The following is a 20,566-nucleotide window of genomic DNA, read 5'->3' on the forward strand; positions in this document are numbered from 1 at the left end:
AGATGTAAACCGTGGGCAGGTTTTGGGGCTGCTGCGCAGCCCAACGCGGGGCAAGCCCGCTCGCCACATTGATATTGCCCAACCTCGCGCGCAGCATCGAGAATCACAACGCCATGACTACCTTGGCCCCTCCCAGGCCTTCGAGGGCATAACTCTTGTACTCATACACCCGCCCCTGAACATCCAATCGAAGCTCGCCATCCTGCTCACTCACTTGCACAGTGGGCTCTTGGGTTTTCAGAAAGGGATGTGCCGACACTAATGTGGTGAGTATTTCCTGATCATTACCCAGATCCTTATGGACGTAGTATCTGTAGGAAAAGCCCACCGTCGCTCCGCCTTGGCCATCTCGCGCACCGTAAATCGAATTACCGTTGCCCAAGGAATACTTCAACACCACTTCGTCCAGAGCCGGCGCTCCGGGTGACATCAGCCAACTGCCGCCGATATAGATCAGGCAGACCGCCAGCAAGCAATTACGCAGAACAGGTGTGAGTCCCTTAATGGCCTTGAGAAATTGCATACTCAATACCTCTCCTTATCCAATATTGATCTCGCGGGTCGTCACCAAAAGGCTCACCGCCCCACCATAATCCAAAATCCGGAAGCGTGGTTTTTGCGAGGGTTTGAGCAACACCTGCCGCCCGCAACAGCACATGCTCTGGAATCCCCAGCACGGCGCCTGTTGCACCGTAATTGAAATTACCAAAAGCCTCGTATTGACGTCCCCGCCTCTTGTAGTTCCAGGGGCCGGCGGCACGAACCTGAGAATAAAACCAGGAGTAGGCGAATGCCGACCCGGGCTTGAGATGAATGCGTTTGCATGTAGATATCGCCATGTTTTCAAGAATTGAAACACCAGGCGGCATTAACGGTACGGCCATTGCGAGTCCTAGCTGGCAGTGAGGAGCTAAGAAGCTAGCCATCCCACCCAGGCTTGAATACCCGCTCAATCAAATGCAGAACTCGCCTACAGCCAACTCATACCATTCCGACATTCTTTGATCATTTGCATGGTCTGCGAGGACGTGTCGCCGTGTCCTCCGACAGACAGCGAAGAATGTTCGGATAGGCTTTTCAGGCTATGGCTCAAAGACCCAGCCGAAATAGTCGATTATCTTGACTACCACTGAGTAGGAGTACCTATATGGGTATGCACAACCCACCTCACCCGGGTGAAATCCTGCTAGAGGATGTGGTCCCTGCCCTGGGCATCACCATCACCGAAATGGCCAGGCACCTTGGCTTCGCCCGCGAAACCTTTTCAAGGATCTTGCATGGCCACGCGCCTCTCAGCCCCGGCCTTGCCGTGAGGTTTGAGCGAGCCGGCGTGAGTACCGCGCACCTATGGCTGTCGATGCAAAGCGCCTACGACTTGTGGCAGGCCGAGCATCGGGAGCAGCCGATGATTGAGCCGTTTGCGCGGATTGATTGAGATCTTGGGCCGAGCACAATTCAGTGTGGGAGCTGGCTTGCCAGCGATAGCGGCGGGTCGGTTGTTGATGTTGCGACTGACAAGCCGCCATCGCAGGCAAGCCAGCTCCCACATTTTGATCTTCACGGGATTTGAGTGTGGGGTTCAGGCCAACCCGGACTCCACCAGCAGCGCCTCCAACCCCATCAAATCCGGCACCTTCGCCACATGCTCACCCACCTGTACCGCTGCCAGTTCCAGCGGGCACAGCGGTACATCGACATAGCTCAACTGGCTATCGAGCTTGTAAGAACGCGGAATTCCCTGAATCACCAGCGCAATAAACTTCAACGTCGGCCGCCCGCCCAAGGCGTTCAACACCACAATGCGCGAGCGCTCTCCCGTCACGATGGCCTCGCCGCATACCGCTTCGAAGCTGATCAATGGCAATTGCCGATCACGCCACGTCACTTGCCGCAAATACCATGGCGGCGCATCACTGGCCGGTTCGCCGCGTTGGAAGTCGATCAGCTCGGCGATGGCGACGTTGGGCAGCACCAGGTGGCGGTCGGCCAGGGGCAGGAGCAGGCCGGTGAGTTGGCTGGTGCGGTGGTCAAGCATGGGACTTGCTCCAATAGGCGATGCTTTCCAGCAGCACCGACTCTTGATACGGCTTGCCGAGGTAGTCGTTGACGCCAATCGCCATGGCGCGGTCGCGGTGTTTCTGGCCGGTACGCGAGGTGATCATGATGATCGGCAGCCGCATCAGGCGCGGGTCGTTGCGCACCTGGATGGCCACCTCGAAACCGTCCATGCGCGGCATTTCGATGTCGAGCAGCATCAGGTCCGGGGTGTGTTCTTCGAGCACGGCGATGGCGTCGATGCCGTCTTTGGCCGTGAGCACGTTCATGCCGTTGCGCTCCAGCAGGCGGCTGGTAACTTTGCGCACGGTGACCGAGTCGTCCACCACCAACACCAGCAATGGGCGCTTTTTCAGCGGGTCGTTGAGGATCAGTGGTGCATCAACCGTCTGCGCGGGCAACGCCGGTTGCCGCGCGCGGATATGCGCGAGCAAATCGATGATCAGCACCACGCGGCCATCGCCGAGGATGGTCGCCCCGGACAAGCCCTGGACCCCGGCAAACTGCGGGCCCAGGCCCTTGACCACAATCTCGCGCGTGCCGGCCATGGCATCCACGTGCACCGCCACGCGGCGCTCGTTGCACTGCACCAGTAGCACCGGCACCGGCTGGTACTGACCCAGCAATTTCGGACGGGCAACGGTGTGTAGCAGGTCGCCGAGGTAGAACAGCTCGTAGCGCTGGCCGGCGTATTCGTAGCGCGGCGGGTCTTGCTGATAGTGCCCGGCCAACTCGTGCGGCAGCACGCGCACCAGGCCCTCGATGGTGTTGAGCGGGATCGCGTATTGATCGTCTGCGCATTGCACCATCAGCGCGCGGTTGACCGACACGGTGAAGGGCAGGCGAATGCGAAAGTGCACGCCCTCGCCCGGCGTCGAATCAATGAACATCGAGCCGCCGAGTTGACGCACCTCTTCATGCACTACGTCCATGCCCACGCCACGCCCGGAAATCTGCGTGATTTTTTCCGCCGTGGAGAACCCCGGCTGCAGGATGAACTGCAAGACATCGCGGTCGCTGATCTCTTGATTGGGATCGAGCAGGCCACGCTTGATCGCCTTGCGCCGCACCGCTTCGAGGGGCACGCCGGCGCCGTCGTCGCGCATGTCGAAGACGATGTCGCCGCCTTCGTGGGTCAGGTCCAGGGTGATGCGCCCCTTCTCCGGCTTGCCGGCGGCCAAGCGTGCGTCGCGGGATTCCAGGCCATGGTCGACGGCGTTGCGCAGCATATGTTCGAGCGGCGCGGCCATGCGCTCCAGCACGTTGCGGTCCATCTCACCCTCGGCATTGCCGACGATGAATTCCACGTCCTTGCCCAGCTCGCCCGCCACTTGGCGCACGATGCGCTTGAGGCGCGGCAGCATGCGCTCGAACGGCACCATGCGCGTGCGCATCAGGCCTTCCTGCAACTCGGTGTTGATGCGTGCCTGTTGCTGCAACAGGTCGTGGGCGTCCTGGTTGCGGCGTTCGAGCGTGTCCTTGAGGTCGAGCAGGTCGGAGGCCGATTCAGAGAGTGCGCGGGACAATTGCTGCAACTGTGAATGGCGGTCCATTTCCAGCGGGTCGAATTCTTCATACCCCAGGCGTTCGGCCTCGGCCTGCTGGCGACTGAGGATGCGGCCCTGGGTCTCGGTGTCGAGGCGGCGCAGTTGGTCGCGCATGCGCTCGATGGTGGTTTCCACTTCAGTCAGAGCGATGCGCGCGTCGTTGACCTGCTGCTCGATCCGGCCACGAAAAATCGAGGTTTCACCGGCGAGGTTGACCAGGTCGTCGAGCAGGTCGGCGGAGATTTTCACCATGTCCGCAGCGGGGTCTACCGCGGCTTCGACCTTGCCCGCCGGCAATGCCACCGGCACCACCGGTTCATCGCTGGGGTGCACGAGGCTTTTGATGCGCTCGATCAGCTTGTCCACCGAACCCACCGGCAGGCCATCGGCGACCGCATCGATCATCTGCGCCAGGCGGTCATGGCAGCCTTGCAGCAATGCAAACAACTCGTCGGACGGCGCCAGCAAGCCGGCGGACAAACCCTCGTAGAGAAACTCCAGTTCATGCGCCAGATCACCAATCGGCCCGATCTCGACCATGCGCGCGCCACCCTTGAGGGTGTGCAGGTCGCGCAGCAGGGTTTCGACTTCCTGGCGATTGTTCGGCTCGGCCTGCCAGCGCAGCAACGCGCTGCCGGAACTGTCGAGAATGTCGGCGGCCTCTTCAAGGAAGATATCCAGCAACTCCGGGTCGGCGCTCGAAGTTTCAGCGGCCTGCGCCGCGGCGGAGGGCGTACCGCCCTGGCGCAGCGCGCGCACCTTGGCGATCAGCTCGGCGCTGTCACTCAGGGGCTGATGGTGTTGCAGCTCTTCCAACTGCAGCGCCAAGCGTTCATGGCTGGCCATCAGTACTTGGGACAGCTCGGGGGAGTAGCTGTAGCGACGGTCCACCAGGCCTTCGTAAAGGCATTCCAGCTCATGGGCCAGGTCGCCCACCGGGCCGATTTCGGCCATCCGCGCGCCGCCCTTGAGGGTGTGCAGGTCGCGCTGCAATGAGGACAACGGCGCCGCGCTGTCGGGCTCCAGCAACCAGCGCTTGAGGGACTGCCCGGCGCTGTCGAGGATATCCACCGCCTCTTCCAGGAAGATCTCGACGATCTCGTCGTCCATGACGGTGTCGTGCTCCAACTGCTGCGTCGCGGCGCCCAGTTCGGAGATGCTCAGGGCGCGGCTGCCATCACTTTTGATCAGGCCGGTGGCGGACGGGTCGAGCGCCTCATCCAACAGTTCACGCAGCGCCTCGACCCGTGCCGGCGCCGGATTGATTTCCTGCCCCGCGGCCAGTTGGTCGAGCATGCTGATCAACGCTTCATGGGCCTGCTCGGCCTCATGGAAAAACCGCTCGCTGACCGCCAGGCTGCTCTCTTCCACGGCGCCATACAGGTCGAGCAAGGCTTCACACAGTTCGTCGATGGCGTGCAGGTCGGCGACGTGCGCGCCCTCGCCCAGCGTAGTCAGTTCGTCGAGCAGCGCGGTGAGCTCCTGGCGTTCGCCGGGATGCTGTTGCCAGCGGCGCAGCAGGCTTTCGGCGTCCAGCAGGATGTCCATGCCCTGGGCCAGGAAGTTGGCGATCAACTGCGGGTCGCGCTTGATGCGCAGGCCGGTGTTGGGCGCATCGAGCAGCGCTGCGAGCTGTTGATCGAGCAGGCTTTGGGTCCGATTGATCAGGTCCTGCGCGCCCTGGATCGGCGCCAGGGGATCGCTCAGGCGGCGCAGCCCGCGCTGGAACAGGCCCTCGGCTTCGAGCAGCAACTCCACTTCGTCCAGGTCCAGTGGCAGGCGGTGCGCCTTGTACTCGCGGGTCAGGTGATCGAGCGGACGCGCCAGCTCGGCGATAGGCAGCACGCCAGCCATGTAGGCGCTGCCCTTGAGGGTATGCAGGGCGCGCTGCAATTCATCGCTGACTTGCAGCGGCACATGCTCGGCGGCTTCTTGCAGGAAGTGGTTGAGGCTCTCCAGGTGACTCTGGGCTTCGTTGCGGAAGATCTCCAGCAGCATCGGGTCATGGGCTTCGGCGACCGGCGCCTGCGCACCGCTGGCCAAGGCGTGGGCGCGAGCGGCCAGGGCGTCGACTGCATCACGCTGGTGCTGGTCGTCGGTGGCAAAATCGGCGATCAGTTCCGGCAGCAAATCCACCGCCTCGTCCAGCACCTGTTGTACCTCGGGACCGAGCGCCACGCTGCGCTCCAGCACGCGGTTGAGCAGGTTCTCCACGGCCCAGGCCAGCTCGGCCAGCACCAGCGCGCGCACCATGCGGCCGCTGCCCTTGAGGGTGTGGAAGGCGCGACGCATTTCGCCCTGGGCGGTTTTATCGCCGCTGTTGGGCAAGGAGCGGTGCAGCACCTCAAGGACTTCGTCGGTTTCTTCGAGGAAGACCTCACGCAGCTCGTCGTCGATCGGTTCCTCATCGGCCGGCGGCGGCAGCAGGCTGCCGGGACGCTGCAGGGCCGGCGGGTTGAGGCGCGAAGTGGGGCTGGCCAGGGCGTCGAATTGGGATTGGCTGGGCGCGATCTCGGTCGAGAGTGCCCCGTCCGGCGCGACCAGCGCCTGGCGCCAAGGCTTTTCGGCGGGCAGATAACCCAGCGCGGCCAAGCCCTGGGTGGCCAGCTCCAGCACTCGTTCGCCGGCGGCGTCGGGGTCCTGGAGCATGCGTTCGAGGTAGTATTCCAGGCTGCTGATCACATCGGCAAAATGCCCCAACTGCGCCTCGGAAGGCGGGCTGTCGTGGGTCATTAACTGTTCATCGACATAATCGGTGCAACCGCGCATCAGGCTCGCCGCCCGTGGCAGCGGAATCATCGCCAGCGCACCGCGTACCTGGCTCAGCAGCTCCGGCAGGGATTCCAGGCGCTGGCGGCCCCACTGCGCTTCGATGCAATCAATCACTAACTCCTTGGCCTGGCGCAGGCACTGGCAGGACTCGCGGATCACCAGTTGATGAATCTGGGTCAGGTCCGTGGTCGGCAGGCGGCTCTCTTCGCGGCTTTCCGGCTCGACGGTGCCGACCATGCCGGCCAGCGTCGCTTCGACATACAGCAAGGCACCCGCGACATCCATGAGCACCGCGTCATTCGGCTCGCGCTGCCCCTGGGCCAGGCTCAGCACCACGGCGAGCTGGTCGATAATCACTTTGCGTGGCTGGCCAAAGCCCAGCACGGCCAGGGTATCGGCGATCTGCCGCAACGGCGCGAGCAGCGCGTCGAGGTCGCTGGTGTGCTGGCGGTCGCTGCGCACGAACAGGTCGAGACGTTCCTTGACCCGCACCAGTTCCTCGCACAACGCACCGAGTACCGAGCCCATGGCATTGCGGTCCGGCCCGGCCAGGCGCGCGCGTTCGGCATCGACCACGGCACTGTCGGGCAAGGCCTCATCCAGGCCGTAGCGCTCCTTGAGGCTTTGCATGCGCGGCGTCGGCCGGGTGACCTTGGCCACGTAGAACAGCAGGCTCTTGAGCAATTCATCCGGCGCCGGCCGGTTGATCGCGCCAATGCCCTGGGCCAGCAGGCGCTTGAGTTCCTTGTCACTGGCCTTGAGCAGGCTGCGCAGCGCCGGGCTGTTGGCGATCACGCCGGTGAGCATGCCCTCGACCAGCGCCGAGGTGACCTGCCACAGCGGCAACAGCGGCGCACCCTGGCACAGGGCTTCGAGGCGGGCAAAGACCCGCGCCATGTCTTCCAGGTTGCTCGGGCCGTGGTCTTCACGCAGCAGGCCGGCCAGGGCCTGTTGCAGCAATTGGTGCCACTGGCGCAGTTGCTCGGCAAGGTCAGGGGCGGCGCGCTGGGCCAGGGCTTCGTCGGGCAGCGGTGCAATCGACAGCAGTTGCGGGCTGAACAGGCTGGTTTCCGAGAGCAGGCTTTCACCGCGTGCGGTGCGCAGGTCGTTGAGCAGCGGCAACACTACCAACGGCAGGTCGCGGCGGGCGCTGTGGATGCGGTCCAGGTACAACGGCAATTGACCGAGGGCCTGTTGCAACAGGCGGATGCTTTCATCGCGCCGGCTGACACGCCCGGCCTGCAGGGCCAGGGCCAGTTCTTCGATCTCTTCGGCGAGCAGCGCCGCGCCGTAGAACTCGACCATTTGCAGCGCACCGTGGACCTGGTGGATACCGGCCAGGCACTCGGCGATCGCGTCGCCATCGCTGGTGTCGACATAGGTATCGAGCGCCGACCGGGCCTGCTTCAGGGTTTCGGCAATGTCGCCCTTGACCCATTCGAGGGCCACGTAGTCGTGCCGATCAACCATAACTGCTCCGCTTAGATTTCGTGAATTGCGTGTGTTGCCAAGAACCCTGGAGATCCATGTGGGCGCTGGCTTGCCTGCGATGGCGGTGGGTCAGCTGCAGATGTATCCACTGACAGTCCGCTATCGCAGGCAAGCCAGCTCCCACAGTTGGACTGTGGTGTTCTCCAGATAGCCTTTCAATCATCCACCTGTTTTGGCGGCGGCAAGGTGAACCCCGATACCGACCGGCGCAACTGGCTGGCCATCTTCGCCAGGTTGCCGATGCTTTCCGCAGTGGCGGTGGAGCCCGACGACGTCTGGGTGGTGATCTGCTGGATCACGTTCATGGTCAGCGAGATCTGCCCCGCCGACGAGGTCTGCTGCTGCGCCGCATTGGAGATGCTCTGGATCAGTGCCGCGAGGGTTTTCGACACGCCTTCGATCTCTTCCAGCGCCACCCCGGCGTCCTGCGCCAGCCGCGCGCCGCGCACCACTTCGGTGGTGGTCTGCTCCATGGAGATCACCGCTTCGTTGGTGTCGGCCTGGATCGCCCGCACCAGGGTTTCGATTTGCCGGGTGGCGGCGGAAGAACGCTCGGCGAGCCGCTGCACTTCATCGGCCACCACCGCAAAACCGCGCCCGGCATCACCGGCCATGCTCGCCTGGATCGCCGCGTTGAGGGCGAGGATGTTGGTCTGGTCGGCGATATCATCGATCAAGCTGACGATATCGCCAATCTCCTGGGACGACTCGCCCAGGCGCTTGATGCGCTTGGCGGTGTCCTGGATCTGCTCGCGAATGTTGTCCATGCCGTGGATGGTGTTGTGCACCACCTCGTTGCCTTTGTTGGCAATCTCCACCGAACGCTCGGCCACCGCCGAGGATTCAGCGGCGTTGGCCGAGACCTGGTCGATGGACTGGGCCATCTGGTTGATCGCGGTGGAGGCTTCGGCGATCTGTTGGGCCTGATGCTCCGAGGCCTGGGCCAGGTGCATGGCGGTGGCCTGGGTGTCCTGCACCGCGCCGGCGACTTGCCCGGCGGTGAGGTTGATGGTGGCGACCAGGTCGCGCAGTTGGTCGACGGAATAGTTGATGGAGTCGGCGATGGCGCCGGTGAAGTCCTCGGTCACAGACGCCGTCACGGTGAGGTCGCCGTCGGCCAGGTCCTCGATTTCATCCAGCAGGCGCATGATCGCGTTCTGGTTGCGCTCGTTCTTCTCGGCGGTTTCATGCAGCTGGCGGTTGGTCTCGCGCACCATGACCAGGCCGATGAGGATGATCGAGGTCAGCGCCAGCAGGCCCAGCACGTAGCCGCCGATGGTGTCGAAGCTGCGCCCGCTGGCGAGGTTTTCAAAACCGGTGGCCAGGTGCGAGGCTTCATCGAGCAGGGTTTGCGACAGGTTGAAAATATTGCTCGCCGAAGCGCGCACCTGGAACAGCTGCGGCGAGGTCTCGAGGATTTCATCCACGGAGCCGGAGACAAACTCGAACAGCTCGGCAATTTCTGCCAGCCGCGCACGGGCGTCGCGGTCTTCGACCTGAGTGATGCGCAGCCCGGCGTTGCCCTGGAGCATGCCGTTGAGCACCTGGCCGAAGCGGTTGGCGTCGCGGCCGAAAGCGTCGGCGGCCTGCACGGCGGTTTCGTCGCCGGCGAGCACGGTATTCACCGCGCCGAGAATGCGCTCGGCCAGCAGCGACTGGCGCTGGGCCAAGGCCACCTGGCTGGCCGGGGCGCCGCGTTGCAGCAGGATATCGACGACTTTTTCCGACTCCATCTGCAACTGCGGCACGGTTTCAGCCAGGGTTGCGGCCACCTGGTGCAGGGACAGCACGGTCTGCTCGCTGGCGAGGATCGCGTCGGTGTTCTTCAGCAGCGCTTCCCAGTCGGTCTGTACCGCGCGCATTTCCGCACGTACAGCATTGGGCGCGGCGGGCAGCCCGGTCTCAATGTCACCTTTTTTCAGGTAGCCCCAGCGTTGCGCGAAGTCGTTGCGCGCATCGCTCAAGAGCTTGAACGCAGCCGCCTTGCCGGCAGCCGCTTCGGTGGCGTTCTTGGCGATGCGCTGGGACAGCACGCGCAACTCACCGGCGTGGCCGATGTACTGCTTGTCGTAGGTGGACTGGGTATTGAGGTACGCGAAGTTGGCGAACAACAGCATGATGAACACGATCAGCGCGATAAACAGCATGATGATCTGCGAGCGGCTGCGTGAAGCGGCCTGGGGTTTGGGCGTGGTCGGGGTGCTCATGCGGCAACATCCATGAAGCCTGGGGCCTGGGCCAGGGCGAAGGGGCTGAACACCTGCCACTGCTGGTCGCCATCGAACTGGCCCTGGATAAACGGTGCGGCGAAAGCTGCGCTCGCCCGCAGTGCGTCTTGTGCGAAATGCTGCATGCCTACCACCTCGTCTACCAGCAGCCCGACAAACAGGTCGTTGAATTCCACTACCAGCACCCGCCGCTGCTTGCGCGCCCGGGACAGTTCCAGGCCGAGAAACCCGCCCAGGTCCATCACCGGCAGCAAACGCCCGCGCAGATTGGCCACGCCCTTGACCCACGGCTTTACCCCCGGCATCAAGGTGCAGCGCGGCTCGTGCAAGACCTCGGCGACTTCGCCCATGGGCGCCACATACCAATGCGGCCCCAGGCGAAAACCGATCCCGCTCCAGCGCTGCAGGCGGGTTTCCTGCGACGGCAGGTCGGCGGCCAGCAGGCGGCAGCGGCGGTCGATGTCCAGCAGCAGCTCGAAGGCGGTTTGCGACTCGGTCATCATCGCGAGCCTTTAGCCGGCCAGCACCTTGTTCAGCGTGGCGATCAGGGTTTCTTCATCCACCGGTTTGGTCAGGTAATCCTTGGCGCCCTGGCGCGCGCCCCAGATCTTGTCGGTTTCCTGATCCTTGGTGGTGATGATGATGATCGGGATGCCGTTGGTTTCCGGCTCCTTGGACAGCTGGCGCGTGGCCTGGAAGCCATTGAGCCCCGGCATCACGATGTCCATCAGCACGGCATCGGGCTTTTCCTGGCGGGCCAGGGCCACGCCGTCCGCGCCGTTTTCGGCCTTGAGCACCTGGTGGCCATGCTTTTCCAGCATGCCGGTGAGTTTGTACATTTCAGTCGGCGAATCGTCGACGATCAGAACGCGTGCCATGGTTTTCCCCACTACATTGGTCGGCGCCAGCCCTTGTGGGGCGGCGTCAGTGTGCTTGTTCTACTGCGGCGAACCCAGGCACGTAGGCCTTGATCGCGCCCAGCAGTTCTTCCTTGCTGAAAGGCTTGGTCAAAAACTGATCGACACCGACGATGCGCCCCTTGGCCTTGTCGAACAGGCCGTCCTTGGAGGACAGCATGATCACCGGGATCGACTTGAACGCCGGGTTGTTCTTCACCAGGGCGCAGGTCTGATAACCATCCAGGCGCGGCATCATGATGTCGACAAAGATAATGTGCGGGTGATGATCAACAATCCGGGCCAGGGCATCGAAACCGTCGATGGCCGTGATGACATCGCACCCCACGTTCTTCAACAGGGTCTCGGCGGTGCGGCGGATCGTTTTCGAATCGTCGATCACCATCACTCTCAAGGCGTTGGAATGCTGTTCCATATCTGCTCTACCATCGCCACAGCGAATCGGTTTTCGGTGTGTACTGCCTGATGTTGCACAGGATGAGCGCCGCAAGCCTTGGAATTCAAGGGCTGCTGCGCCGTGGCAGTCTTTTTAGCACAGTCTCCGGGCGCAATCTATCGAGCAACCGGCCAGGTGGTTTTTCCTTGACCCACAACAGCCGCAGCGCCACTCTGACGCCACTTTTATGCGCCTAATTTGCTAGAGGAAATCCCCCATGAGCGTTCGCGTCGGCATTGTCATGGACCCTATCGCCAGCATCTCCTATAAAAAGGACAGCTCGCTGGCCATGCTCCTGGCCGCCCAGGCCCGCGGCTGGAGCCTGTTCTATATGGAACAGCCGGATCTTTACCAGGGTGACGGCCAGGCTCGCGCGCGCATGCGCCCGCTGCAGGTGTTTGCCAACCCCGAGAAGTGGTTCGAGCTTTCGGACGAAATCGACAGCCCCCTGAGCGACCTGGACGTGATCCTGATGCGCAAGGACCCGCCGTTCGACATGGAATTCGTCTACTCCACTTACCTGCTGGAGCAGGCCGAGCGCGCCGGGGTATTGATCGTCAACAAGCCGCAGAGCCTGCGCGACTGCAATGAAAAACTGTTCGCCACGCTGTTCCCGCAGTGCACGCCACCGACCGTGGTCAGCCGCCGCGCCGATGTGCTGCGTGAATTCGCCGCCAAGCACGGCGACGTGATCCTCAAGCCGCTGGACGGCATGGGCGGTACCTCGATCTTCCGTCACCGTGCAGGGGATCCGAACCTGTCGGTGATCCTGGAGACCCTGACCGCGCTGGGCACCCAGCAGATCATGGGCCAGGCCTACCTGCCGGCGATCAAGGATGGCGACAAGCGCATCCTGATGATCGACGGCGAGCCGGTGGACTATTGCCTGGCGCGCATCCCGGCGGCCGGCGAGACCCGTGGCAACCTCGCCGCGGGTGGCCGTGGTGAAGCGCGGCCGCTGTCGGACAAGGACCGCTGGATCGCTTCCCAGGTCGGCCCAACCCTGCGCGAAAAGGGCCTGCTGTTTGTCGGCCTCGACGTGATTGGTGAAAACCTCACTGAAATCAACGTCACCAGCCCCACCTGTATCCGCGAGATCGACAATGCGTTCGGCACCAATATTGGTGAAATGCTGATGGCGGCGATTGAGCGCAAGCTCCAGGCCAAGTGACATAGAACAGCCGGACATAAACCAACATTGCGTTATCATGCGCCACCTGTGAAACGCGCGATGTTGGTTTTCTTGTCATGACACTCCCGTCCGATCTGCCCCCCGAACTCTCCCACAGCGGCGTGCGCCCGGCTGATCGGCTCGGATTTACCCTGTTCCTCGCTGCACTGATTCACCTGGCCTTGATCCTCGGCGTGGGGTTCACCATGGTCGAACCCAAGCAGATCACCCAGACCCTGGAAATCACCCTCGCCACGTTCAAGAGTGAAAAACCGCCCGAAAAGGCTGACTTTCTCGCCCAGGACAACCAGCAGGGCAGCGGCACGCTCGACAAGAAAGCGGTGCCCAAGACCACCGAAGTGGCGCCGTTCCAGGACAACAAGGTCAATAAAGTCACCCCGCCACCGCCTGCGCCCAAGCCCGAAGTCAAACAGGCTGCGCCCAAGGCCGCCGTGACCACCGTCGCGCCCAAACCGCAAAAAGCCCCGACCCAGCGCGAAAAGGCCAAGACCGAACCGCAACCCGAGCCTGTAAAGCCGGCGCCCACGTTCGACAGCTCGCAGCTCTCCGACCAGATCTCCAGCCTCGAAGCCGAACTGGCCAACGAACAGCAGCTCTACGCCAAGCGCCCGCGCATCTACCGGTTGAACGCCGCGTCGACCATGCGCGACAAGGGCGCCTGGTATAAGGATGAGTGGCGCAAGAAGGTCGAGCGCATCGGCAACCTGAATTACCCGGATGAAGCCCGACGCCAGCAGATTTATGGCAATTTGCGCTTGTTGGTGTCGATCAACCGCGACGGCACGTTATATGAGGTGCAGGTGCTGGAGTCCTCCGGCCAGCCGCTGCTCGACCAGGCTGCCCAGCGCATCGTGCGCCTGGCCGCGCCCTTTGCGCCGTTCACCGGCGACCTGAATGACGTCGACCGCCTGGAAATCATCCGCACCTGGAAGTTTGCCAAGGGCGACCGGCTGTCCAGTAACTGACACACCGCCCCCTGGCAGCCAGCAGGACTAATAGGGCGAACAGGCTTATTGTGGCGAGCGGGCTTGCCCCGCGTTGGGCTGCGCAGCAGCCCCACTCTTCTCATCGCGCTCCTGCTGAAAAACCGCAGTGTCAGATTTTAGGGCCGCTGCGCAGCCCAACGCGGGGCAAGCCCGCTCGCCACAGTGAGCCCGCCCACCACAGCAGCCCCGCTCGTGACAATTAGGGCCCGCCGCAGCTTGTCAGTTCGCGCCTCCCCCGCCACACTAGCGGACATGAAAAATGTCAGCCCGACCTACCTCAAGCACCAATTCCTGATCGCCATGCCCCATATGGCCGACCCGAACTTTGCGCAGACCTTGACCTATATAGTCGAGCACACGGCCAATGGTGCCATGGGGCTGGTGGTGAACCGCCCGCAGGAGCTGAACCTGGCGGATATCCTCGAGCAACTGCGCCCCGAGATCGACCCGCCGGCGCGTTGCCAGGGCGTGCCGATTTATATCGGCGGGCCGGTGCAGACGGATCGCGGTTTTGTGCTGCACCCCACCGGGCCAAAGTTCCAGGCCACGGTTGACCTGGAAGGTGTGTCGCTGTCCACCTCCCAGGACATACTGTTCGCCATCGCCGACGGCGTCGGCCCGGAGCACAGTGTCATCACCCTCGGTTACGCAGGGTGGGAGGCCGGGCAGCTGGAAGCCGAACTGGCCAGCAATGCCTGGCTGACCTGCCCGTTCGACGCCGACATCCTGTTTCACACCGCCAGCGAACTGCGCCTGGAGGCGGCCGCCGCCAAGCTGCGCGTCAACCTCAGCCTGCTCACCAGCCAGGCGGGGCACGCCTGATGGCTTTGCGCTTGATCCTCGGGTTTGACTACGGCACCAAACAGATCGGCGTCGCGGTCGGCCAGGTCATCACCGGCCAGGCCCGCGAGTTGTGCACCCTTAAAGCCCAGAACGGCGTGCCGGACTGGAACCAGGTCGAAGCCCTGATCAAGGAGTGGAAGCCCGACGCCGTCGTGGTTGGCCTGCCCTTGAACATGGACGGCACACCCAGCGACATGTGCCTGCGCGCCGAGAAGTTCGCGCGTCGCCTCAATGGCCGCTACAACCTGCCCTTCTATACCCACGACGAACGCCTCACCACCTTCGAAGCCAAGGGTGAGCGCCTGGCCCGTGGCGGGCAAAAGGGCAGCTACCGCGACAACCCCGTGGACGCCATCGCCGCCGCCTTGCTGTTGCAGGGTTGGCTGGATGAAAACACCGCTTTATTTGAATCCTGACTGACGCGGCTTGCCGCGTCTTTTTACGTTTGAGCCCGGACCTTGCCGTCACCCCGCCGCGCAAGGCCTAGAAGGAGCCACCATGAGCCTGCCCAATCCCGCCGAACTGATCAGCCAGATGGCGACGAGCCTGACGGCCCATCTGCAACACCGCGCCATCAGCGAACCGCGCTTCATCGGCATTCGCACCGGCGGTGTGTGGGTGGCCCAGGCGTTGCTGGAAGCACTGGGCAGCGATTCGCCCCTGGGCACACTGGATGTGTCCTTCTACCGCGACGACTTCAGCCAGAACGGCCTGCACCCACAAGTGCGCCCATCGGCCCTGCCATTCGAGATCGAAGGCCAGCACCTGGTGCTGATCGACGACGTGCTGATGAGCGGCCGCACCATCCGCGCCGCCATGAACGAGCTGTTCGACTACGGCCGCCCAGCCAGCGTGACCCTGGTCTGCCTGCTGGACCTGGACGCCGGCGAACTGCCGATCAGCCCGGATGTGGTCGGCGCCACCCTGTCGCTTTCAGCCCATCAGCGGGTAAAATTGTCCGGTCCTACGCCGCTCGAACTCGAACTGCAAGACCTTGCCCTTTAAACCGCCTTGTAAAGAGTCCCCGCGATGACGCCTCTAGATGCCAAGCGCCCGCTGCAGCTCAATGCTCAGGGCCAGTTGCAACATTTCTTGTCCCTCGACGGTTTGCCCCGCGAACTGCTCACCGAAATCCTCGACACCGCCGACTCGTTCCTCGAAGTCGGTGGGCGGGCGGTGAAGAAGGTCCCGCTGCTGCGCGGCAAGACCATCTGCAACGTGTTCTTCGAGAACTCCACCCGCACCCGCACCACCTTTGAACTGGCGGCCCAGCGGCTGTCGGCCGACGTGATCACGCTGAACGTGTCGACGTCGTCGGCGAGCAAGGGCGAGACCCTGCTCGACACCCTGCGCAACCTGGAAGCCATGGCCGCCGACATGTTCGTGGTCCGCCACGGCGACTCCGGTGCCGCACACTTCATCGCCGAGCACGTGTGCCCGCAGGTCGCGATCATCAACGGCGGCGACGGCCGTCACGCCCACCCGACCCAAGGCATGCTCGACATGCTCACCATCCGTCGGCACAAGGGCAGCTTTGAAAACCTCTCGGTGGCCATCGTCGGCGACATCCTGCACTCGCGGGTCGCGCGCTCGAACATGCTGGCCCTGAAGACCCTGGGTTGCCCGGACATCCGCGTGATCGCGCCGAAAACCCTGCTGCCGATCGGCATCGAGCAATACGGCGTGAAGGTCTACACCGACATGACCGAAGGCCTCAAGGACGTGGACGTGGTGATCATGTTGCGCCTGCAGCGCGAGCGCATGGCCGGTGGCCTGCTGCCGAGCGAAGGCGAGTTCTACCGCCTGTTCGGCCTGACCACCGCGCGCCTGGCCGGGGCCAAGCCGGATGCCATCGTGATGCACCCCGGCCCGATCAACCGCGGGGTGGAGATTGAGTCGGCGGTGGCCGACGGCAACCAGTCGGTGATTCTCAACCAGGTGACCTACGGCATCGCCGTGCGCATGGCGGTGTTGTCCATGGCCATGAGCGGGCAAACCGCGCAACGTCAATTCGAGCAGGAGAAGGCCCAGTGAAGCTCAGCATTCTCGGCGCCCGAGTCATCGATCCGGCCAGTGGCCTGGATCAAGTTACCGATCTTCATCTGGAAGCCGGCAAGATCATCGCCCTCGGCGCGGCGCCCGCAGGCTTCGCCGCCAGCGAGACCATCGACGCCAAAGGCCTGGTGGCCGCGCCTGGGCTGGTCGATCTGAACGTCGCCCTGCGCGAGCCGGGTTACAGCCGCAAAGGCAACATCACCAGCGAAACCCGCGCCGCCGCTGCCGGTGGCGTGACCAGCCTGTGCTGCCCGCCACACACCAAGCCTGTGCTGGACACCTCGGCCGTGACCGAGCTGATCCTCGACCGCGCCCGCGAAGCCGGCAATTGCAAGGTGTTCCCCATCGGCGCCCTGAGCAAAGGCCTGGAAGGCGAACAACTCGCCGAGCTGATCGCCCTGCGCGACGCCGGTTGCGTGGCCTTCGGCAACGGCCTGGAAAGCTTTCGCAGCACCCGCACGCTGTGCCGTGCCCTGGAATACGCGGCCACCTTCGACCTGACGGTGATCTTCCACTCCCAGGACCGCGACCTGGCGGAAGGCGGCCTGGCCCATGAAGGCGCGGTCGCCAGCTTCCTCGGCCTGCCGGGCATTCCGGAAACGGCGGAAACCGTGGCCCTGGCCCGCGACCTGCTGCTGGTGGAACAAAGCGGCGTGCGCGCGCACTTCAGCCAGCTGACCAGCGCTCGCGGCGTGGCCCTGATCGCCCAGGCGCAGGCTCGCGGCTTGCCGGTGACGGCGGATGTCGCCCTGTACCAGCTGATTTTGACGGACGAGGCGCTGATCGACTTCTCCAGCCTGTACCACGTACAACCGCCCCTGCGCACCCTGGCCGACCGTGAAGGGTTGCGTGCGGCGGTCAAATCCGGCGTGGTCTCGGCGATCTCCAGCCATCACCAGCCCCACGAGCGTGATGCCAAGCTGGCGCCGTTTGGCGCGACCGAGCCGGGCATCAGCAGCGTAGAGCTGTTGCTGCCGTTGGCGATGACCCTGGTGGAAGACGGCCTGCTGGACTTGCCAACCCTGCTGGCACGCCTCAGTGCCGGCCCGGCCGAAGCCCTGCGCCTGCCGGCGGGCAAACTGGCGGTGGGTGCAGCGGCGGACCTGGTGCTGTTTGATCCGGCCAGCTCCACGGTGGCCGGTGAGCACTGGCTGTCCAAGGGTGAAAACTGCCCGTTCATCGGCCATAGCCTGCCGGCGACGGTGCGCTACACCTTGGTGGATGGGCGGATCAGCTACCAGGCCTGAAGCGGGCGCGGTAAAAAAGCGGGCTTGCTCGCGAATGCGGTGGATCAGTCAGCCTGTTTGGCGGCTGACACACCGTATTCGCGAGCAAGCCCGCTCCCACATTGACTCTCTATTAGGCTTGAAAGTCTCAGCGTCCGCTGTTGCGCTCGGCATTGCGGATCGAGACCTGGGTATTCAACGTCCAGAAGTCATACAGCACCCCCACCAGGAACAACCCGCCGGTCAGCAGGTAGATCAGGCCGGTGATCCATTTGCCCTGGTACATGCGGTGCACGCCGAATACGCCAAGGAACGCCAACAGAATCCACGCCACGTTGTATTCGATGGGCCCGGCGGTAAAACGCAGGTCCGCTTCACGGTCCATGGCCGGGATCAGGAACAGGTCGATCAGCCAGCCGATGCCCAGCAGGCCGAAGGTGAAAAACCAGATCGTACCGGTCACGGGCTTGCCGTAATAGAAGCGGTGCGCGCCGGTAAAACCGAAAATCCAGAGCAGGTAACCAATCACCTTGCTGTGGGTATCTTGCTGCGGACCAATCTGTTGATAGGTGTTCATGCAGTACCTCTTTTGCCTCGATAGATAAATTTTTTCACTTTCTTTGTGACTTTTTTACGGGCGCCCGACGTACGGCCAATGGTATCTTCACTGCCCTGAAAGCCTTATGCCACCTGACTTGTGTAGGACAATTGCGGCGATTCGTCGCGTTTTTCCTGAATTTGACCCCAAGGTTCAGTCGACAAACGGCCTGAGAACAGCACAAAAAGCTGTTATAAAGTTGCGCGCAAACCCATAAGAGCCACGCCTAATGCGACCATTTTTCAAGACATGGCTAACCATCTGCCTATTAATGCCACTGGCCGCCCACGCCACCAATCGTGAGCAACGACTTCCTAACGTCAACGGTTTCACCCCTAAAGTCCACAGCACGCCAAGCACGGCCAAGTCGGTAAAGCAGACCGTCAACCGCCCGACTCAACTGAGCACGGTGCACGGCAAATCGTCGACACACCTGGTTGCCGCCAACACCAAGCAAAGCAGCAACGTCCTCAGCCGCGCCGTCAACGTGCTCGGTACACCTTATCGTTGGGGCGGCAGCAGCCCAAGTAAAGGGTTCGATTGCAGCGGTTTGGTGAAATATGCGTTTAACGACGTCGCCGCAGTGGATTTGCCACGCACTTCCAACGCCATGGCCGCTGGCCACGGACAGAAGGTCGAGCGCAAGGACCTGAAACCGGGTGACCTGTTGTTCTTCAAGCTCAAGAGCCGCCAGGTCAACCACGTAGCCATCTACCTGGGCAACGACCGCTTCATCCACGCACCACGCCGTGGCAAGGCCGTCAGCATCGACACGCTGAAAAAGCCGTTCTGGGACAAGAACTACGTGATTGCCAAGCGCGTTCTGCCTAAAGAGCAAAACAGCAACCTGCGCGTCGTGCAGCGCTAGATCCAACCGGCAGCCGCCCTCCTGTTTGAAATGCAATCAAATGTGGGAGCGGGCTTGCCTGCGATGACGGTGTGTCAATGGCAGAGATGTCGTCTGACAGTGCGCTATCGCAGGCAAGCCAGCTCCCACATTCAACCTGCGTCGCGTCGAATATGGCGATCACACAGCGGATTATCCCCTGTGGGAGTTGTCGAGCCTTGGCGAGGCTGCGAAAGCGGTGTGTCAGCCAAAGATAACGCCCGCAATGCCGTCGCCTTCGCAGCCTCAATGGGGCTCCACAGTTGCTCCCACATTGATATCAGCACTCTCTAGATATCTGCAGGCACCCTCGCCTTCTCCCGTGCATCCGCTTGGCTGACCAGCCCTTCGCTGACCAGCGCCTTCAAGCTCATGTCCAGCGTCTTCATCCCCAACGCCCCGCCGGTCTGAATCGCCGAGACCATCTGCGCCACCTTGTCTTCGCGGATCAAATTGCGAATGGCCGGCGTGGCCAGCATGATTTCATGGGCCGCCACCCGCCCGCCGCCGATCTTCTTGACCAGCACTTGGGCCACTACCGCCTGCAGCGACTCCGACAGCATTGAGCGGACCATGGCTTTTTCTCCCGCCGGGAACACGTCCACAAGGCGGTCCACGGTCTTTGCCGCCGACGACGTGTGCAGGGTGCCAAAGACCAGGTGGCCGGTCTCAGCGGCCGTCAGCGCCAGGCGGATGGTTTCCAGGTCGCGCAGCTCACCCACCAGGATCACATCCGGGTCTTCGCGCAGTGCCGAGCGCAAGGCCGTGGAAAAGCTATGACTATCGCGGTGGACCTGGCGCTGGTTGATCAGCGCCAGGTTCGGCGTGTGGATAAATTCGATCGGGTCTTCCAGCGTGAGGATGTGCTGGCGTCGGTGCTGGTTGAGGTAGTCGATCATCGCCGCCAGGGTGGTGGACTTGCCGGACCCGGTCGGCCCGGTCAGCAGCACCAGGCCGCGCGGCAGTTGGGCGATACGCCGGAACACCTCGCCCAACTCAAGGCCTTCCAGGCTCTGGACTTCAGAGGGAATGGTGCGAAACACCGCGGCCATGCCGCGATCCTGCTGGAACACATTCGCCCGGAACCGCGCCAGCCCCGGCAGCGCGAAGGCGAAATCCGTTTCAAGAGATGTTTCGAAATCCTTTTGCTGGTATTTGTTCAGCAACGGGCTCAACAAGTCCGCCACTTGCGGGGCCGAAAGCACCGGGCAATCCAGCGGCCAAACCTCGCCATCGATTCGCAACATGGGTGCAAGGCCTGCCGACAGGTGCAGGTCAGAGGCGCCACGACGCACGCTGGCCGTGAGCAATTCAGTGATATCCATAGGGCTTTC

Annotated in this window: 19 protein-coding genes; 9 read left to right on the plus strand and 10 right to left on the minus strand. The window is 63.0% G+C overall.

Features of this window, described 5'->3' with window-relative positions:
* Positions 1-103: 103 nt before the first annotated feature.
* Entirely contained in the window at positions 104-523 is a 420-nt protein-coding gene (locus BBG20_RS08235) for a hypothetical protein (RefSeq protein ID WP_065902111.1), read from the minus strand.
* Positions 501-884 (minus strand): polymorphic toxin type 44 domain-containing protein, encoded by a 384-nt coding sequence (locus BBG20_RS31655; RefSeq protein WP_083221346.1) that lies wholly within the window; start codon positions 882-884, stop codon positions 501-503. The genes BBG20_RS08235 and BBG20_RS31655 overlap by 23 nt, the downstream gene beginning before the upstream one ends.
* A gap of 263 nt (positions 885-1,147) precedes the next feature.
* Between BBG20_RS31655 and BBG20_RS08240 the strand changes: the two genes are divergently transcribed.
* Positions 1,148-1,435 (plus strand): HigA family addiction module antitoxin, encoded by a 288-nt coding sequence (locus BBG20_RS08240; RefSeq protein ID WP_065902113.1) that lies wholly within the window; start codon positions 1,148-1,150, stop codon positions 1,433-1,435.
* 144 nt (positions 1,436-1,579) lie between these two features.
* On the opposite strand, the gene BBG20_RS08245 is transcribed toward BBG20_RS08240, so the two are convergent.
* The 6 genes from BBG20_RS08245 to pilG all read right to left on the minus strand — a co-directional run bounded on the left by BBG20_RS08245 (position 1,580) and on the right by pilG (position 11,425).
* Positions 1,580-2,035, minus strand: coding sequence for a chemotaxis protein CheW (locus BBG20_RS08245; protein ID WP_065902115.1), 456 nt, complete (start codon positions 2,033-2,035; stop codon positions 1,580-1,582).
* Positions 2,028-7,844 (minus strand): Hpt domain-containing protein, encoded by a 5,817-nt coding sequence (locus tag BBG20_RS08250; protein WP_065902117.1) that lies wholly within the window; start codon positions 7,842-7,844, stop codon positions 2,028-2,030. Before BBG20_RS08250 ends, BBG20_RS08245 begins: the two co-directional genes overlap by 8 nt.
* Before the next feature lie 176 nt (positions 7,845-8,020).
* On the minus strand, positions 8,021-10,072 hold the full coding sequence (locus BBG20_RS08255) for a methyl-accepting chemotaxis protein (protein WP_065902120.1): 2,052 nt from the start codon (positions 10,070-10,072) through the stop codon (positions 8,021-8,023).
* Positions 10,069-10,593: a chemotaxis protein CheW gene (locus BBG20_RS08260; RefSeq protein WP_065902122.1), complete on the minus strand. Its 525-nt coding sequence runs from the start codon at positions 10,591-10,593 to the stop codon at positions 10,069-10,071. The genes BBG20_RS08255 and BBG20_RS08260 overlap by 4 nt, the downstream gene beginning before the upstream one ends.
* 12 nt (positions 10,594-10,605) lie before the next feature.
* Positions 10,606-10,971: a twitching motility response regulator PilH gene (gene pilH / locus BBG20_RS08265; protein ID WP_014720320.1), complete on the minus strand. Its 366-nt coding sequence runs from the start codon at positions 10,969-10,971 to the stop codon at positions 10,606-10,608.
* A gap of 46 nt (positions 10,972-11,017) precedes the next feature.
* Positions 11,018-11,425 (minus strand): twitching motility response regulator PilG, encoded by a 408-nt coding sequence (pilG, locus tag BBG20_RS08270; protein ID WP_010564379.1) that lies wholly within the window; start codon positions 11,423-11,425, stop codon positions 11,018-11,020.
* 238 nt (positions 11,426-11,663) lie between these two features.
* Here pilG and gshB point away from each other — a divergent pair, with 238 nt between their 5' ends.
* The 7 genes from gshB (at position 11,664) to BBG20_RS08305 (ending at position 17,769) form a co-directional block, all read left to right on the plus strand.
* Positions 11,664-12,617, plus strand: a complete 954-nt coding sequence (gshB, locus tag BBG20_RS08275; RefSeq protein ID WP_065902124.1) for a glutathione synthase — start codon at positions 11,664-11,666, stop codon at positions 12,615-12,617.
* Between the two features lie 77 nt (positions 12,618-12,694).
* Positions 12,695-13,603 carry an energy transducer TonB gene (locus BBG20_RS08280; RefSeq protein WP_065902126.1) on the plus strand — a complete coding sequence of 303 codons (909 nt, stop codon included), beginning with the start codon at positions 12,695-12,697 and terminating at the stop codon, positions 13,601-13,603.
* Between the two features lie 273 nt (positions 13,604-13,876).
* Positions 13,877-14,446 (plus strand): YqgE/AlgH family protein, encoded by a 570-nt coding sequence (locus BBG20_RS08285; protein WP_065902129.1) that lies wholly within the window; start codon positions 13,877-13,879, stop codon positions 14,444-14,446.
* The gene (ruvX, locus tag BBG20_RS08290; protein WP_065902131.1) at positions 14,446-14,883 is read left to right on the plus strand and encodes a Holliday junction resolvase RuvX; all 438 of its coding nucleotides are present in this window, start codon (positions 14,446-14,448) and stop codon (positions 14,881-14,883) included. Before BBG20_RS08285 ends, ruvX begins: the two co-directional genes overlap by 1 nt.
* A gap of 82 nt (positions 14,884-14,965) precedes the next feature.
* The gene (gene pyrR, locus BBG20_RS08295; protein WP_065902137.1) at positions 14,966-15,472 is read left to right on the plus strand and encodes a bifunctional pyr operon transcriptional regulator/uracil phosphoribosyltransferase PyrR; all 507 of its coding nucleotides are present in this window, start codon (positions 14,966-14,968) and stop codon (positions 15,470-15,472) included.
* Between the two features lie 24 nt (positions 15,473-15,496).
* Complete coding sequence (locus BBG20_RS08300) at positions 15,497-16,501, plus strand: aspartate carbamoyltransferase catalytic subunit (protein WP_065902138.1); 1,005 nt, start codon at positions 15,497-15,499, stop codon at positions 16,499-16,501.
* On the plus strand, positions 16,498-17,769 hold the full coding sequence (locus BBG20_RS08305) for a dihydroorotase (RefSeq protein WP_065902139.1): 1,272 nt from the start codon (positions 16,498-16,500) through the stop codon (positions 17,767-17,769). Before BBG20_RS08300 ends, BBG20_RS08305 begins: the two co-directional genes overlap by 4 nt.
* A gap of 127 nt (positions 17,770-17,896) precedes the next feature.
* Here BBG20_RS08305 and BBG20_RS08310 read toward each other — a convergent pair whose 3' ends face one another.
* Entirely contained in the window at positions 17,897-18,325 is a 429-nt protein-coding gene (locus tag BBG20_RS08310) for an NINE protein (protein WP_065902141.1), read from the minus strand.
* A gap of 250 nt (positions 18,326-18,575) precedes the next feature.
* Between BBG20_RS08310 and BBG20_RS08315 the strand changes: the two genes are divergently transcribed.
* Positions 18,576-19,214, plus strand: a complete 639-nt coding sequence (locus BBG20_RS08315; protein WP_065902143.1) for a C40 family peptidase — start codon at positions 18,576-18,578, stop codon at positions 19,212-19,214.
* 308 nt (positions 19,215-19,522) lie between these two features.
* Here the strand turns inward: BBG20_RS08315 and BBG20_RS08320 are convergent, their stop codons facing one another.
* Positions 19,523-20,557: a type IV pilus twitching motility protein PilT gene (locus tag BBG20_RS08320; RefSeq protein ID WP_065902145.1), complete on the minus strand. Its 1,035-nt coding sequence runs from the start codon at positions 20,555-20,557 to the stop codon at positions 19,523-19,525.
* Between the last annotated feature and the right edge of the window lie 9 nt (positions 20,558-20,566).

Origin of the sequence: Pseudomonas aylmerensis, assembly GCF_001702265.1 — a bacterium.
GTDB lineage: Bacteria > Pseudomonadota > Gammaproteobacteria > Pseudomonadales > Pseudomonadaceae > Aquipseudomonas > Aquipseudomonas aylmerensis.

Excerpts from the sequence above, each read along its gene's own strand:
- BBG20_RS08235 (WP_065902111.1), bottom strand. The coding sequence starts at position 523 with ATGCAATTTCTCAAGGCCATTAAGGGACTCACACCTGTTCTGCGTAAT.
- BBG20_RS31655 (WP_083221346.1), bottom strand. The coding sequence starts at position 884 with ATGGCCGTACCGTTAATGCCGCCTGGTGTTTCAATTCTTGAAAACATG.
- BBG20_RS08240 (WP_065902113.1), top strand. The coding sequence starts at position 1,148 with ATGGGTATGCACAACCCACCTCACCCGGGTGAAATCCTGCTAGAGGAT.
- BBG20_RS08245 (WP_065902115.1), bottom strand. The coding sequence starts at position 2,035 with ATGCTTGACCACCGCACCAGCCAACTCACCGGCCTGCTCCTGCCCCTG.
- BBG20_RS08250 (WP_065902117.1), bottom strand. The coding sequence starts at position 7,844 with ATGGTTGATCGGCACGACTACGTGGCCCTCGAATGGGTCAAGGGCGAC.
- BBG20_RS08255 (WP_065902120.1), bottom strand. The coding sequence starts at position 10,072 with ATGAGCACCCCGACCACGCCCAAACCCCAGGCCGCTTCACGCAGCCGC.
- BBG20_RS08260 (WP_065902122.1), bottom strand. The coding sequence starts at position 10,593 with ATGACCGAGTCGCAAACCGCCTTCGAGCTGCTGCTGGACATCGACCGC.
- pilH (WP_014720320.1), bottom strand. The coding sequence starts at position 10,971 with ATGGCACGCGTTCTGATCGTCGACGATTCGCCGACTGAAATGTACAAA.
- pilG (WP_010564379.1), bottom strand. The coding sequence starts at position 11,425 with ATGGAACAGCATTCCAACGCCTTGAGAGTGATGGTGATCGACGATTCG.
- gshB (WP_065902124.1), top strand. The coding sequence starts at position 11,664 with ATGAGCGTTCGCGTCGGCATTGTCATGGACCCTATCGCCAGCATCTCC.
- BBG20_RS08280 (WP_065902126.1), top strand. The coding sequence starts at position 12,695 with ATGACACTCCCGTCCGATCTGCCCCCCGAACTCTCCCACAGCGGCGTG.
- BBG20_RS08285 (WP_065902129.1), top strand. The coding sequence starts at position 13,877 with ATGAAAAATGTCAGCCCGACCTACCTCAAGCACCAATTCCTGATCGCC.
- ruvX (WP_065902131.1), top strand. The coding sequence starts at position 14,446 with ATGGCTTTGCGCTTGATCCTCGGGTTTGACTACGGCACCAAACAGATC.
- pyrR (WP_065902137.1), top strand. The coding sequence starts at position 14,966 with ATGAGCCTGCCCAATCCCGCCGAACTGATCAGCCAGATGGCGACGAGC.
- BBG20_RS08300 (WP_065902138.1), top strand. The coding sequence starts at position 15,497 with ATGACGCCTCTAGATGCCAAGCGCCCGCTGCAGCTCAATGCTCAGGGC.
- BBG20_RS08310 (WP_065902141.1), bottom strand. The coding sequence starts at position 18,325 with ATGAACACCTATCAACAGATTGGTCCGCAGCAAGATACCCACAGCAAG.
- BBG20_RS08315 (WP_065902143.1), top strand. The coding sequence starts at position 18,576 with ATGCGACCATTTTTCAAGACATGGCTAACCATCTGCCTATTAATGCCA.
- BBG20_RS08320 (WP_065902145.1), bottom strand. The coding sequence starts at position 20,557 with ATGGATATCACTGAATTGCTCACGGCCAGCGTGCGTCGTGGCGCCTCT.